The following is a 15,878-nucleotide window of genomic DNA, read 5'->3' as shown; positions in this document are numbered from 1 at the left end:
TGTCAACTCCACCGGTAGATGCCGGCTTTCCTCAACTACTTCAAGGCTTACTTGCCAATTTTATGCTACGAAAGTTGAGTTATCATAGACGTTTTTCTTAAGACTCCGGTTTCTTTTCGGATCCGTTCCCCGGAAACGCATATCGCTTCGCACTCCACGCTATAATCAGCGCAACCAGCAGCAGTATCAACAACACTCCCGGAAAAGACTGCACCCCTACCAGCTCCAGCAAGGCACCGCCTACAATGCCGCCGCCAGCGTTTACCGGGGCCATCCTGATAACGCGTTTTCATTCTTCGCCATTTTTGTTATCGTATATGTTAGAACTCAACTTTCCCAATACGAGAACGAACTTAAAAGCAGACCGAGCATGGGTTTAACAGGGATGGAACGCAGGGCTTGTAGCCGCTGGGAAGAGGGGGAAGTCTCATGAAATGCAAGAGTGCAGGCCGTTTTTGTCGAAACTCCTCAAAACCGGTGGCTCAAGGGTAAAAGTGCAGTTCATTTCCGGTTAAAAGTTACTTTTTTATTGTATAGCCCTAAATGAGATGTACTTTTGCATTTGAATCGCTCTAATATGGTAATTTGTAGAAAATAGAATGCACTTTTTCAGTCGGTCCCATCGAATGGTGGCCTTGCATGTCGAATTTGTGTTTGTTTATTTCGGGATGGCTGGCCAGTATGGCCGGTTCCTGACAAGTATACGGATTAGGGGGATGAATGTGGATCTCTCGGATATTTCGCGGAGGGAGCTCAGAAAGGCGCGAGCCAAGCTGGCTCTGTACGAAAGCGCCCTGATGCTGATGGAGAATAAAATGTTTCACGAAGTGATGCTGGAGGACATTTGCCGGAAAGCGGAGGTCTCGCGGGTCACGTTCTTTAAGTTTTTTCCGAAAAAAGAAGACCTGCTGGTCTACTTCATGCGCGTCTGGCTTACCGAGCGGACCATCGAAATCGATGCGGCGCGAAAGCGCGGCTTCGCCGCGATCCGGCATTTGCTTACCAAGGTGGCGAAAACGGCAGTGGACCGGCCGGGATTATTGCCCAGCTTGATTTCATTTCTTGCGGAAATGAACATGCATCCCGCGATGCCGGAGTTAAGCGAAGCCGAGGTTCGGCTGTTGTTCCCCGGCCATGTCGAGGCGGGCAGGGCCACGCCCGATATGCTGGATTTGTACGCGCGCTGCATGGAAGAAGCGCGGGAGGACGGTACGCTGCGGCCGGACATCTCCATGGATACAGCGGTGAAGGCGCTGTTTACGATTTTTTACGGAGCCTATCTGACGGCGCAGCAATTTGGTTCCGAGGATATCATTGGATTTTATGAAGCGCATTTACAACTGTTGGAAGCGGTCGAAGCAGCCGAATAGCCTGGTTCATCAAAAAGTTTACTCGAGTTAATTTATTTTGTATAATTAATTTCGAAATAGCATACCATTCTTTCCTAAAAGAGGAGATGGAATATGACGAACCAGGAGGAACAACACGTGATCGTCGGTACGGGCCCGTTGGGCACGGCAGTCATGGAGGAACTGCTGGCCCGGGGCAAGCGGGTGCGCATGGTCAACCGGAGCGGGAACGCCCGGGTTCCCGCCGGCGTCGAGGTCGTGAAGGGCGACGCCACGGTCCGGGAGAGTATTCTGGCGGCGTGTGAAAACGCCTCGGTGATTTACCATTGCGCCAAAGCGCCTTATACGAAGTGGCCCGAGATGTTTCCGCCGATCACGGATGGGATTTTGGGCGCGGCCGAAGCGACGGGGGCCAAATTGGTATATGCCGACAATCTGTATATGTATGGACATACGGATCGCGTGTTGATGGAAGATTTACCGGAGCGGGCGACCGACCGCAAGGGGAAAGTCCGCGCCGAAATGGCGCAGAAGCTCCTCGCAGCGCACCGCGGCGGCAAAGTCCGGGTGGCGATCGGCCGGGCTTCTGATTTCTATGGACCCGGCGTGCTGGAATCGGCGCTGGGCGCAAGGGTGTTCCGGGCGGCGCTGGAGGGGAAGGCGGCAAGCGTGCTGGGCGATATCGACGCGCCGCACACCTACATTTTTATCCGCGATTTCGCCAAAGGGCTGGTTACCTTGGGGGAGCGGGAAGCCGCGTTAGGCCATGTGTGGCACATTCCCGGCGGGGAAACGTTAACAACCCGGGAAATCGTCGGCCTGGTTTACCGCTTTCTCGGCCAGTCCCCCAAATTCCGCGTCCCGCCGAAGCCATTGCTTGCCCTGGCTTCCTGGTTTAGCGCCGATATGCGGGAAATCAAAGAAATGATGTACATGTTCGAACGACCCTTTATCGTCGATCACGGCAAATACGAAGCCGCCTTCGGCGCGAAGACAACCCCGCATCCGGAAGCGATCCGGGAGACGTTAGAGTGGTTTAAGGGGCAGGTTCGGTAAACTTGACTCGGGATAACTCCCTTTTCTTCCAATAGGAAGAGAAGGGAGTTTTTTTCAACTTTTAATACAAAATGTCGAATTTATGACAATATAAATAATTTATAGTGGATTAACAATAACTCGTTATAATCTAGATAATTGAAAAATTAATGTTAAATTTACTTGAAATTGTAATAGAATCATTTATTTTCATAAATGGTGATTCGGGAAGGAGGTGATGGCTTCATATCGGCAACTTATTAATTGCAGCTCAGATTCGGCGAACCCAGGGAAAACCATAGAAAGGGAAGTGAAACATTGCACAATTACAAATTTCATCCGATAGCGATTGTCGGGTACGGTTGCATTTTTCCCCCGGATGGATACGATGTGAAGCGGTTTTGGGCCAATGTGCTTTCGGGTAAACCGGGAATCAGGACGACCCCCGCAGACCGCTGGAAATGGGAAACCTACTACGACGAGGATCGAAACGCGGAAGACAAGACCTATTGCAGGCTAGGGGGGACGATCCATGAATACACCTTCCCTTTTGAACAGCACTCTTTTTCCAGGCCACAACTGGACAAGCTGAACAGAACGCAGTTGATGCTGCTGGACAGCATTCTCCAAGCCATGTCGATGACCCGGTCAGGCCAAAGCGGCTTCTCCAATGACGATACCGGCGTTTTTGTCGGAAACATGCTGGGAGACGAAGCTTTTTCGGATTATTCCATCAATCTCAGGGCCAAGGAATTCGCCTATTATCTTGAACGGCATCCCGCCTACGCCCGGCTTCCCGGAGACACCCGGGATCAAGTCCGGCAGCAGTTCCGCCGCCTGGTGGACGAAGCATTTACCGCATTAAATGAAGCCAACGCCGAAAACATCATGTACAGCGCTTTGGGCAAATCGGTCCGCAATCTCCTTGACATCAAGGGCCCCTCCATCATTGTCGACTCAGCCTGCTCCGCCGGGGTACTCGTAATCGACGAAGCGATCAAACATCTCCAGGACAAGAAATTGAAGACCTGCATCACCACCGCCGTTCTCGGCAATATGAACATTACGGGCAACGTCGCCTTCGCCAAAATCGGCGGCCTGTCGCCAACCCACTCCAGTCCGCTGGACCATCAGGCAAACGGGCTGATTCCGGGGGAAGGAGCCGGCACGATTATTTTGAAAAGGCTGGATGACGCGCTTGCCGAAGGAGACGCAATTTACGCGGTCATCCGCGGCGTAGGCGCGGCCAGCGACGGCAAAGGCAAATCGATTTATGCGCCGAGCTCGCTCGGACAGCTTGCCGCCATGAAGAAATCCATCGAACGGGCCGGGCTCCGGCCAAAGGATATCGATTACATTGAAACCCACGCCACCGCAACGCTTGTCGGGGATAAAGTCGAGTTAAACACACTGTCCATGCTGTTTGCAGACGAAGGTCTGCCCCAAGGCTCGGTTGCGTTGGGATCGGTCAAATCCCAGATCGGACACAGCTTTTCCGCCGCGGGCATGGCCAATCTGATCAAGGTGATCGAAGGGATGAGGCACCGGTTGATGCCGCCGACTCACCGTTTTGAACGCACGCCGGAAGAAATCCGCTTGGAAGAGACACCTTTCTACGTCAATACCGAAGCGAAGGCCTGGCCGGTACGGGCGGCGGGCGAGCCCAGACGGGCTTCCGTCAACGCTTTTGGCTTTGGAGGCATCAACGCCAGCGTCGTGGTCGAAGAGTATCTGGAGCCTTACCACCGGGAGCTGGTGAACAAACTAAGCCGCGGCGAAGCTGCGCCGGGCGGTTTTGTCGACATTGCCGTCGTCGGCGTCGGCGTGGTGGACAGCCGGGGAGCCGGCAAGGACGTCTGGTGGGAGAAAGTGGCTGAACCGTTCGCCAGCCGCAGCGATTATCCCGAAACCCGCTGGAACGCGGAGGTCAACGAAATCTTCGGCGGCAGCGCAAGCGGCGGCATGGAGGCCAGCTTTGTGGAACGGCTGAACTTTCCAAGCATCAAATTCAAGATCCCGCCGATCGTTCTCCCGGAAATCGATAAGGGGCAGCAAATGGCGCTGATGGCCGCCGGAGAAGCGATCGCCGATTTTGGGCAGGACAAATTGACCCCGGAGAAAACGGGCATTTACGTGGGCGCAATGCTGGGGCTGGAGTCGTCGGTCATGGCCGACCTGCGCATCCGGTTCGTCGAGTATATCGAAATACTCAAACAAATTCCGGAATTCGCCGCACTGCCCGAAGACGTGAAAAATACGCTTCTCTCCGATATTACCACGCAGTTCAGAAGCTACATTCCGAAGGTTGGCGAGGATACGCTGCCCGGATATATGGACAACATTATCGCCGGACGAATCGCTAATTTCTATAACGTCCAGGGTCCGAACGTGGTCATCGATTCCGATACGACCTCGTTTATGAGCGCGCTGGAGCAAGGGATGTTGAGCCTCGCTTCCGGCGAAAACGAAACGGTGATCGTCGGCGGCGTGCACGCGAACATGACCCCGGAATTTTTGGAGTTCTTCCGAGTGATTCAAAGTGTGTTCAAGGACAATTGCCCGAAATGTCTGACCGAATTGGGCAATTTTGTACCGGCGGAAGGTTCGGTGTTTTTTGTCCTGAAAAAATACGGCGACGTCCGGCCCGGAGAGAAGGTCTATGCGCGGATCAAAGGCGTTCTGGGCGAAGCCGAATGGGCGAACCGGGCAAGCTACGGCAAGGCGGAGGGGGAGCGCGCGGAAGAGCTGCCCGCTTATTCGTTGTGCTGCAACAGCTTCAGCGGCGGCGCCGGCCGGCACCAGTTCTACTTCGGCGCCCATGGCGGATTTCTGATGCTGAAGGGGGTGCTCGCCCTGCATCACCGGGAGTACTCCGCCCTCGACGACCCGGCTTCGGAGGCAAGCGGCAGGCATCAAACGTCCCGCCTGACCGGCGTCTATTCGCATTCGATCATGGGAGGAGATTATGCCTTGTTACTGGACGAAGCGAGCAGCGACAGCCTCCTCATTTTAGGGGCGAGCGAGGAAGGGCGGCCCGAAGCGGAAGGCAGGCCGCCGGAACCGCGGCATGCTTATCCGGAGGAGGCTTCCGCTGTGCATACCTTCTACGCCGGCGAGGAGGATCCGGTTCGCCTGCTGGACAAGATCAGCCGGATGTTGAACGCGGAACAAATAAGTTCCGATGCCCCCGAAGAGGCTGTCGCCCGGGCGTGCAGGGTTGCCGTCGTTTACCGGACGGACGAAGAGCTGACACGGAAGCTGAAGGCTTTGAGGTAGTCCGGGCCGCTGGCGCCTCACGCTAATCCAAATAGACGGAAACAGGAAAGGAGCTAGTTTTATGCTGAAAACCGCACCCGTACCGCTGGGTTTTGCCGAGGAATTTTCCGCTTTTTTAGCGCCGATCAAGGAAGGGAAAAGGCAGGATTTGTACGTCTTTGAGCCGCCTTTTGAAGGCCCGCAGGACGGCAACACGGAATATCGGGGCCAGCGTGTAATTATGCTGACCTCCAACAATTACCTGGGGCTCTCCACGCATCCGGAAGTAATTCGGGCGATGAAGGACACCCTTGACGTGTATGGCTCGGGCACTTGCGGAGCCCGCCTGCACAATGGAACGACGCTGCTGCATAAGCGGCTGGAGGAACGGGTTGCCGAGTATTTTCACACGGAAGACGCCGTCGTGGTCAGCGCCGGGTACATGGCGAATTTGGCGGCCATCACCTCCCTGGCCTCCGACGAGAAGTCGGTCATCATCACCGATCAGTTGAATCATATGAGTATCGTCGACGGGATGGAGATGGCCAAAGGACAGGTGAGGATCTTTGAACACAACAACATGGAGAAGCTTGATTACATACTGGGGAGGAGCGAGAGCTTCAAGAAAAAGCTGATCGTGGTCGACGGCGTCTATTCGATGGACGGAGACCTGGCGAAGCTTGACGAAATCGTCCGGCTGGCGGAACGCCACGGCGCAAGCGTTATGGTCGACGAGGCGCATTCCCTCGGCTTCTTTGGGCCGACCGGACGCGGCGTGTCCGAGCATTTCGGCGTGGAGGACAAGGTTCATATCAAAATGGCCACGTTCAGCAAGTCGGTTGCCGGCGTCGGCGGATGCATCGCTTCCGACCGGGACACTTGCGAGTACATCAAGCATGTTTCGCACCAGTACATCTTTAACGCCAGCCTGCCTCCGTCCATCGTGGCCGGGGTTCTGAAAGCCATGGATCTGATGGAAACGGAAACGTGGAGAAGAGAGAAGCTTTGGCATAATACGCTGCGGTTCAGAAGAGGGCTGATGGAGCTTGGCTACGATATTCTGGACAGTCTGTCGCCGGTGATTCCGATATTTATCGGCGATGACCTGACGACGATGCGGATGACCAAAAAACTGCTGGCGCAAGGGGTCTACATCGCCACCGCGATCTTCCCCGCCGTGCCGATGAACAAAGCCCGCTTCCGCGCCACGATCACGGCTTCTTTAAGCGACGAGGATATTGATATCGCTTTGGACAAGCTCAAACAATGCGGCAAAGAATTCGGCATTATTTAAAGAAGGAGACGATTTGGACATGAACATGACAGCGATCAATTACCGGGCGCTTGAAGCTCAGGGCGTTTATTTCGGCCAGGAAGGCCGCCTTGCGGCGAACAAAACCGTCTTCCTGTTCACCGGACACGGCTCCCAGTATCCGAACATGCTGAAGGAATTGGCCGGGGTTTCTCCCGTTGTACGGGATACGCTGCGGGAGGCGGACGAGGTTTACGAGCGGTTGACGGGCCGGAGGCTGACCGATTTGATATTTTACGAGGGAGAAGAGAATAAGGCGCAAGCGGAAAAGAACCTGACCGCCGCCGAGGTGATGCAGCCGGCCATCATTATGGCCAATATGGCGCTGTACCGGCTGATCCGGCCGCTGACCGGAGGGGCGGATATCCATCTGGGCCACAGCCTGGGAGAAATCGCCGCGCTGGCGGCGGCAAATGTGTTTTCTTTTGCGGACGCGCTTACGATCGCTTATTACCGGGCCCGGTCCCTCAATATCATCGATCCTTCCTTGCGGGGCACGATGATCAGCTTGAAGGCCGCCCGCGGCAGCGCCGAATTGAACGCGGCGCTCAGAGGCATCGGCGATTATTACACGGTCAGCCTGCACAATGCGCAGGATCAAGTCGTCGTGTCGGGCACGCAGCAAGCGGTCGATAAAATCGCCGCCAACTGCGAAGCCGAAAGGGTGGCGTACACGAAGCTGGCGGTTTCCCATGCGTTTCATTCCAAGCTGCTGGGGCCGGCCGTCAAAGCGTTCCGCAAAAAGCTGCTGGAGTTTACGTACCATCCGCCGCAGGTTAGTGTTTACTCAACGATTTTGGGCGATTTTTACGAGCCTCACCGGTTTACGACCGATGAAATGGCTTCCCTGCTGTCCCGGCAGCTTCTGCAGCCGTTCAGCTTTTATGACATCGTGACCCGGCTGCACGACACGCATGGGGGAAACGTCTTTATCGAGGTAGGGCCGAAGGACATCCTGACCAAGCTGGTCAAAAGCATTTTGGGAGATACGGCGGTGTATGCTCATGCGGGCAATGTGGCGGCAACCGGGGATCTCGTCTCGCTGGAGCGGCTGACCGCTTATTTGCAGGTGCATCGCTTGGGGGACGGAAGCCTGGAGAAAGCGAGCGCAGCGGCTCCGCCGGCAGTGTCGAAATCGGCAGCACCGTACTTGGCAGTGTCACAACCGGCAGGGCCGGAGGTATTCCCTGCGTCGAAACCGGTTTCTGAACCTGCCGAGCGCCGGGACGAAACCGTCGAAACGGTGATCGGAATCATTCAATTCGCCACCGGCTACCCTCGGGAAACGATTGCCGTTTCGGACCGGCCGATGAAGCTGGAGCTTGCCCTGAACAACAAGGTATTCCCGTCCATTATCGAAAAGCTGCGGGCGCAATTTGGTTTGACGGAGAACGAGATCCCCCTGGATGAACAGATATCGCTCGCGGCGATTCTAGGCCGTATCCGCGTCGCTTTGGGAGAGGAAATCGCGGAGCCCGCAGAAAGTACGGAGAAGTTCCCGGTGAGTTCCGGGCCGGCTTCAGCCGCGGCCACCATGCCGCCGGAAGCGGTCGAGGCACGGGTAAAGGAAATCATTCAGGCCAAGACCGGTTATCCGGTGGACATGCTGGAAGGCGAGCTGGATTTGGAAGCGGACCTGGGCATCGATTCAGTCAAGCAAGCGGAAATTTTCGTGCAGATTCGGGAAGTGTTCGGCTATGAAGCCAATCCCGATTTGAACATCAAGCAATTCAACACCATCCGTAAAATCGCCGAATACACGGTTGGCCGCCTGGAGGAAATGAAAGCCGAAGAACCTCCGCTGGAGTTCGCGCCGGCGGCCGAAGCGGATTTGTTCCCGCCGTCAGCCCCCGCCGCCAGCATCACGGAAGTGCTCGCCCGGGTGAAGGAAATCATTCAGGCCAAGACCGGCTACCCGGTGGATATGCTGGAGGACGAGCTGGATCTGGAAGCGGACCTGGGCATCGATTCGGTCAAACAAGCGGAAATATTCGTGCAAATTCGGGAAGTGTTCGGCTACGAGGCCAATCCCGATTTGAACATCAAGCAATTCAACACCATCCGCAAGATTGCCGAATATACGCTGGACCGTCTGGAGGTGATGCCTGCGGCGGCCGCGGCTAAGGCGGTGGAGGAGGAGCGCCGCGAATGGACGGACGAGGGCCTCCGCGAATGGCTGCGGCAATTTAGCGGCGAGCAAGTGGCTCGGCGGTATGTGCCCGTGACCGTTGAGCGGGAATACGATGCGGCCGCCGGGCGGGCGTTTGCGTTCCATGGCAAGGGATTTATCGTCGTGGAGGACCGGCTGGGCGGGGAGATTACCGCTAAACTGGCGGAGCAGCTCGCCCTACGGGGAGCGGAGCTTAGCATCCTCTCGGCAGCGCCGGAAAAATACGGGCCGGCGGGCATCCGCACGGATTTTGACCGCCCCGAGTTATTCAAGCAGTCGCTGGAGGAAGCCAAAACCCGGCTGAACGATATCCACGGGTTCATTTATTTGTATCCGCTGGCCCCGGAGCTGTCCTATTTTGACATCGACGAGGAAGCCTGGCACCGGGAAGTGGATAGCAGCTTTAATTTGCTGTTCCAAACGGCGAAGGCGGTTTATGAGGACGTCGAGCGGCACGGGAGCGAAGCGGGCTGTTTCGCGGCAACGAACATCGGCGGGGTCTTCGGGATGGAGCGGGAAACCTCTTTTAATCCTGTGGGCGCTTTGACGGCCGGCTTCTTCAAGAGCATGGAGAAGGAATTTGACGATTTTGGCGGCAAAGTCGTTGATCTGAGCGATACAAGGGACATCGCGCTTACAGCCGAAACGCTGCTGAAGGAGTTTAGCCTGATCGAACCGCTGATCGAAATCGGCTACGTGCAGGGACGGAGAAAAACGATCCAGGTGCTGCCGGCCCCGATTGAACCGGATCGGGTGGCAGAACCGCTCCGGCTGGGGGAAGAGGACGTCATTCTGGTTTCGGGCGGCGGCAGAGGGATTATTTTTGAATGCGTCAAGGGCCTGGCGGAGCTGTTCCGCCCGACGATCATCGTGACCGGGCGGACGGAGCTGCCGCGCGGCGACGAGGAATGGCTCCATTTCTCCGAAGCGGAGTTTGAACAGTACAGCGCGGCGTTTTTTCAGCGGATGAAGCTGGAGCATCCCCAGCTCACGCCGATCCAGATCAAGCAGGAGCTGGAGAAGCTGAAGGGGGCGGCAGCGCTGTACCGCAACCTGCAATCGGTCAAGGATGTGGGGTATCGCTTCCATTACTACCGCTGTGACGTTTCGGACCGTGATGACGTCCGCCGGCTGGCCGCGGAGATTCGCAGCAAATTCGGCAAAGTGACGGGGATCGTCAATGGCGCCGGACTGCCGTCCTTTGGTAAGGTGCCTAAAAAACCCGAGATCCATTCGCTAAACGTGGTCAGGGTCAAAGCCAACGGTTTCTTTCACCTTTACCGTGAATTCGCGGACGAGCCGCTGCGGTTTTTCGCCAGCATCGGTTCGGTATCCGGCCGCTTCGGGATGGACGGCCAAGTGGATTATGCCGGCGGCGCGGACATCATCGTCCGCATGTCGTTCCAGTTGTTCCGCAAGCGGCCGGAACTGAAAGCCTTCGTCATGGGCTGGACCGCCTGGGACGAGGTGGGCATGGCCACCGATCCGCAGGTGCAGAAAATCCAAAAGGAGCAGCGCGGCCTCGAATTTATCGGCAGCCGGGAAGGGACCCGGCGCTTCCTGGAGGAAGTCGTGTACGGCGGCAGCTTCCCGGAGGTGCTGTATTACGGAAGCCTCGGCACGAACCGGCCGCTTGGCCAAATGGACGCGCTGGACGAAGCGGGCGGAGAAGTACAGGTTCATTTCGGCGCGCGCGGCGAAGTGACCGACCGGGTTCATTATCCGCTGCTGCAGCGGGTTAAACGCTCCACCAACGAAGTGCTTGAGGTGCAAAAGGATTTGACGGTCCAGGAGGACATCTATCTGAAGGATCATCTCGTGGAGGGCAAATACGTGTTCGCCGGCGTCATGCATGTCGAAGCTTTCGGCGAACTGGGCATGTTGATGAACCGGATCCATGGCGCGGATTCGCAGCTGGTGGGGACCCGGATTCATAGCGTGGAGTTCAGCAAGTTCGTGAAATATTTTGAGGGCAGCCCGCTGACGTTGGACATGAAAGCGGAAGTGGTGGGAAGAAGCGATACGCGAAAAGAGATCAGGGCGGAGATTCGCTCGGATTTCTATAACCGCCAGGGGCAAGTGTTGGAGAAGGAACGGCTGCACTCCTCCGGCTATGCCGTGTTTGAGCGCGAGCGTCTGGCCCCACGGACGGCCGATACGGATGTTGTCCGGGCGATTCACGAGTCCAAGCCGATGGATATCGAACGGTTTTACGCCATGACCGATCATTTGATTTCCTTCGGTCCGACCTTCCGGTGCCTGGACTACGTGGGATATATAAACGACGATGTCGTGGTGGGGCAGGTGACGGTGCCCGACGACCGGCGGATTTTCTCCTACGCGGCGGAGACGGATATGCTGATCTCGCCGATCACGATCGATAACATCGGCCGCTGCATGCTGTTTAATGATTTCCATAAACACGGCAACATCATCGTGCCCAGAGGGATCGGTGACGCCGTGCTGTACCGTCCTTTCAAGAAGGGAGAAACGGTCTACGTGCACTGCCGCCTGTTAAGGGACGAGGGAGAAACGGTGGATTTTCATGCCCAGGTGGTTGATGCCCAGAACCGGCTGATCTTCGACATGATCGATCTGCATCTGATTCGCATCGCCAAGGTCCATGGAGATCACGATTTGTTCTAAGCCGTTGTTTACCGGGGAAACCGTCCGGTTTGCGGAAGAGGGGCGGAATGCGGCGCTGCGCTGGACGATGGCGCCGTATGCCCCCGCTGGGGCCGCCGCCGCTGAGCTTGGCGGAAGCTTTCTCGAGGATCTGCTGCTGGCGGAGCGCATCCTCGCCCCCACTGAAATCGCAAGATACCGCTCGTTATTCCGCAATCCGCGGCGGCAGCGGGAGCTGCTCCATACGCGGCTGCTGGCCAAGCGTCTCATCCGTGATTATGTGGAGGAGCGCCGCGGCTGGCACGTGGGCCATGAACGGGACATCGCCCTGCTTCAAGTGGAACGGGGGGACCGCCAGGGAATGCCCTATATATCCATCGGTAAAGATCGGGCGAGCCAGGGACTGTCGGTCTCTCTGGCCCATGGCGGCCGCATGCTTGGGGCGGCGGTCGGGGAGCGCTGCCTGGTCGGCATCGATATCGAGCAGATCAGGCCTGTCGAAGAAGGACTCCCCGGTTTGTTCCTTGTTCCGGAAGAGCGGCAATGGATGAGCGAGGTTTTCCGGCGGTACGCTGCGGATGAGTGGTGCCTGCTGATGTGGAGCTTGAAGGAAGCGGCGGGAAAGGCGCTGGGCACCGGTTTTTCCCGCGGTTTTTCTTCCTTGCGTTTTCATGCTTTGGAGAACGGGGAGGGCGCTTGCCGCGTCCGCCTGGAACTAAACGGCGGGCTGGAGCGGTATGCTCCCCGGCCCCGCCCCCGGGGCGTCATGTATTACGATGTCCGGGACGGGGTATGCGGTGTCGTTTGCTTGTTATTTTCCGCCCAACAAGGAGGTTCGCGTGATTAAATCCAAACCGCCCGTCGGGGGATATCCCGGCATGCTGGACTTTCTGGTTTCGCTGACGCCATGGCTCGTGTTCTGGTGGAGCGGAGCCAGCCGGAATCTAATGATTCTCTGTCTCCCACTGGTTCTAACGGGGGGATTATTGCTTTACAAAATCGGCCGTTCGTCCGCCTTAGGGCTGGATGTCGCGTCGGCTGTCCATTTTGCGGCGTTTGTCCCGGCCGCCCGCTTCGGGCTGCCCGAGGCGTGGCTGGACGACTATGCGGTCTGGGGCAACCTGTTATTATTGGCGGTCACGGGGGCGACGCTGCTGCTCGGCAAACCGCTGACGGCCGGATATACGGCCAAGGACCGCTCCGGCGCCGCTGCGAACGATTCGGCGTTCGGGGAGATGAACCGGATCATGACGCTCGGATGGGCCGCGGTGTTCGGCGCTCTAGCGGTATTGTTCGGTTTTGCCTTCGGTCCGGCCGCGCGGGTTATCTCGCTCGCTGCTATTTTGCTGGCTGTGCTATTGTCGATTGTTTTTACCTACATCTCCCCCGTGCTGCTGAATGTGCGGGATTTCCGCAGAAACGATTGGCGGGTTGAGGTTGATCGCGAGCGGAAGCGGGCTCCGGGAGAATTCGACATCATCGTCATCGGAGCGGGGATCGGCGGATTGACCTGCGCCGCCCTGCTGGCCAAACGGGGTTACCGGGTGGGGGTGTTTGAACATCAGTATCATGTGGGAGGGTATTGCTCTTCCTTTTCCCGCCGCGGGTTTACGTTCAACACCGGAGTCGAGGATGTCAGCGGCCTGGGAGAGGCTGGCCCGGTCAGCTTTTTGCTGCGGGAACTCGGGCTGAACCGATCGGAGCTGTTCGTGCGCAACAGCACCCGGTATCTGTATGGGGGGCAGCGCATCGATCTGCCGCCGGACACGGATGAACTGGTTGCCATGCTGTCGCGGATGTTTCCCGCAGAAAGCGGGAACCTGGCCCGGTTTTTCGCGGAGGCGAAGGCGGCCTATGATGAATGTTACCGGGAAGCCGGCGTCCACGGGATGATTTTTTCGCCCGAGTTGCTCGCCACACGATTCGGCTTGCCGGAGCTTCTTGCCTATCCGCGGAAACGCAAGCACGCCTACGGATGGATGCAGGCGACCTACCGGCAGAAGCTCGACGAATTTTTTGCCGATGAGGACTTGAAAGCGATTCTCTCGGCCTTGATGGTTTACATGGGAACGGAGGCCCACGAGACGCAGGCCATCAACGCCTTGGCGGCTTGCCTGACCTTTCCGCTCTACGGCGGTTATTCCGTCAAAGGCGGAGCGCAAGCTTTTGCGGAGGCATTGAGGACAAGTGTCGAACGGCATGGCGGGAAGGTTTTCCTGAGAACGAAGGTGGAAGGGATTCTGGCCGAACAGGGCCGGGTCAAAGGCATCAAGACGGCGAAGGGAGCATTTTTCAGTCCCGTGGTCGTCTCCAATGCCGATGCGAAATCAACCTTTACCCGGCTGTTGCCCCCGGGGCAACTGGATCCCCGTTTTTTGGCCGGTATCCGCGAACTGCGCATGTCCACCTCGTTTTTCCTGCTGTATCTGGGCGTTGATATGGACTTATCCCCATACCCGATTCTGATCAAAAATCCGCAGGAAGGCTGGGAAGTCACCATCAATTCAAACGCCGACGCCCGCTTGGCACCACCGGGCCAAGCCAGTGTGACGATTTTGCTGGATAAGGGGATCCGTTACGGGGATTTTCCGGACAGGGGGACGCCGGAGTACGTTCAGCGTAAAAACGAGATTGCCCAAGTGCTGATCGAGCAGGTGGACAAGCATATACCCGGGTTGAAAGACCGGATCGTTTTCCGGGAAGCGGCCACGCCCAAAACGTTTGAGCGTTACAACCTGATGCCGGAAGGCGCGGTGTATTCCTTGGATCAGTCGATCGCCACGAAACGGCCGTTCTTTAAAACTCCGCTGAAAGGGCTGTATTTGGCCGGGGCTTCGGTGTTTCCGGGGGCCGGGGTGGAGCCGGCCGTCGTGTCGGGGCGCATTTGCGCGGCCGATATCGGGAAATGGCGGGCGGAGGAAGCGAAAAATCTGCAAATGAAAGGAGGCGTCGCGGATGAATTTGCTGCGAATTGATCAAGAGCTTTGCCGGACCTGCGGCCTTTGCTCGGCGATATGTGTTGACGATGTGTTTGCGCCCGCCCGGCCGGGAGCCTACCCTGATCCGGTCAATGAGCAGAACTGCATCAGTTGCGGCCATTGCGTGGCGATCTGTCCGGCCGAAGCGATCAGCCATAACCGGCTCCGGAGGGAGAAGACGGTTGCCTTTAAAGAGAAACGGCCGCGCGTGGCGCCGGAAGATATGGAATTGCTGCTGCGTTCCAAACGGTCGATTCGCCATTTCAAGAACACCCCAGTGCCGCGGGACAGAATCGGCAAGTTGCTGGAAATCGCCCAGCAGGCGCCCAGCGATACGAACTCGCAGGACCGGCGTTATATCGTGGTGACGGACCGGCCGACGCTTGATGAACTCGAGGAGCGGCTGATCGGGTATTACAAATCTCTGATTTTTTGGATGAAGGCCCCGGTCCGCAAGTTTTTAAGCTTGTTTACACCGCATTTAATGGAAGAGCTGGGCAAAGTGTTGCCGGATTTCAAAGCTGTGGTGCGCAAGCATGAGCAAGGCGAAAAGCCCGTGTTCCGGGGCGCGCCGTGCGTCATCTTTATTTATGGGAGCAAAGGAAACCTGATGGGCAAGGATAATTGCCTGACCGCCCAGGATTACCTGATGCTGCAGGCGGAAACGATGGGCCTCGGCAGCTGCATCATCGGGTATGCGACCGGAGCGCCCGGGACTTTGGCCAAAATTTTAAACATTCCCAAAGGAATGCAGGTGTATTCGGCCATTACGTTAGGGTACCCGAAATATCGTTCGCCTCGGGGCGTCGACCGTAATGACCCAGTGGTGAGATGGATTTGACCTCGCGTGAAAAACTCAGGCTGCCCGCTTTACCGGGCAGCCTGAACGCGTATACGTCCAGCATATTTTGGCACTTCCAATAGTTGCAAAATGTACAATTACTTATCCGGAAAAACTGCCACAGCACTTGATTAAGTGTAAAACGTGCAGTTATTCCGCTATTTTTTGAAGAAGAGACAAAAAAACAAAGAAATAATTGTATGAAATGCAATTAAACAAATGATTAGGTGAATAGATGTAAAGTTAGTTGTATGTTTTACAACTAATGATCAGAGTGGGGCCGGTCAAGCACGCTTTTGCCAGCCATCCGATC

At 56.7% G+C, this 15,878-nt stretch carries 9 protein-coding genes; 8 read left to right on the top strand and 1 reads right to left on the bottom strand.

What is annotated here, in order from left to right; all coding sequences use genetic code 11:
* Positions 1 to 97 precede the first annotated feature (97 nt).
* On the bottom strand, positions 98 to 274 hold the full coding sequence (locus tag EHV15_RS26105; RefSeq protein ID WP_218571289.1) for a hypothetical protein: 177 nt from the start codon (positions 272 to 274) through the stop codon (positions 98 to 100).
* Positions 275 to 722: 448 nt separating this feature from the next.
* On the opposite strand from EHV15_RS26105, the gene EHV15_RS26100 reads away from it, so the two are divergent.
* The 8 genes from EHV15_RS26100 to EHV15_RS26065 all read left to right on the top strand — a co-directional run bounded on the left by EHV15_RS26100 (position 723) and on the right by EHV15_RS26065 (position 15,565).
* Positions 723 to 1,370: a TetR/AcrR family transcriptional regulator gene (locus EHV15_RS26100; protein ID WP_246061787.1), complete on the top strand. Its 648-nt coding sequence runs from the start codon at positions 723 to 725 to the stop codon at positions 1,368 to 1,370.
* A gap of 93 nt (positions 1,371 to 1,463) precedes the next feature.
* Entirely contained in the window at positions 1,464 to 2,405 is a 942-nt protein-coding gene (locus tag EHV15_RS26095; RefSeq protein WP_128633802.1) for an SDR family oxidoreductase, read from the top strand.
* A gap of 297 nt (positions 2,406 to 2,702) precedes the next feature.
* Entirely contained in the window at positions 2,703 to 5,660 is a 2,958-nt protein-coding gene (locus EHV15_RS26090) for a beta-ketoacyl synthase N-terminal-like domain-containing protein (RefSeq protein WP_178075961.1), read from the top strand.
* A gap of 61 nt (positions 5,661 to 5,721) precedes the next feature.
* Positions 5,722 to 6,933: an aminotransferase class I/II-fold pyridoxal phosphate-dependent enzyme gene (locus EHV15_RS26085; RefSeq protein WP_128633800.1), complete on the top strand. Its 1,212-nt coding sequence runs from the start codon at positions 5,722 to 5,724 to the stop codon at positions 6,931 to 6,933.
* A 19-nt stretch (positions 6,934 to 6,952) separates the two neighbouring features.
* The gene (locus EHV15_RS26080; protein WP_128633799.1) at positions 6,953 to 11,767 is read left to right on the top strand and encodes an SDR family NAD(P)-dependent oxidoreductase; all 4,815 of its coding nucleotides are present in this window, start codon (positions 6,953 to 6,955) and stop codon (positions 11,765 to 11,767) included.
* A complete protein-coding gene (locus EHV15_RS26075) occupies positions 11,745 to 12,593 on the top strand; it encodes a 4'-phosphopantetheinyl transferase family protein (protein ID WP_128633798.1) in 849 nt (282 codons plus the stop codon). The genes EHV15_RS26080 and EHV15_RS26075 overlap by 23 nt, the downstream gene beginning before the upstream one ends.
* Complete coding sequence (locus EHV15_RS26070) at positions 12,586 to 14,721, top strand: phytoene desaturase family protein (RefSeq protein ID WP_178075960.1); 2,136 nt, start codon at positions 12,586 to 12,588, stop codon at positions 14,719 to 14,721. Before EHV15_RS26075 ends, EHV15_RS26070 begins: the two co-directional genes overlap by 8 nt.
* The gene (locus EHV15_RS26065; protein ID WP_128633796.1) at positions 14,702 to 15,565 is read left to right on the top strand and encodes a nitroreductase family protein; all 864 of its coding nucleotides are present in this window, start codon (positions 14,702 to 14,704) and stop codon (positions 15,563 to 15,565) included. Before EHV15_RS26070 ends, EHV15_RS26065 begins: the two co-directional genes overlap by 20 nt.
* Positions 15,566 to 15,878: the final 313 nt, after the last annotated feature.

The organism is Paenibacillus oralis, from assembly GCF_003863965.1.
Lineage (GTDB): Bacteria > Bacillota > Bacilli > Paenibacillales > Paenibacillaceae > Fontibacillus > Fontibacillus oralis.
Note: the sequence above shows the minus strand (reverse complement) of the source record. Positions and strands in the feature narration are given on the sequence as shown.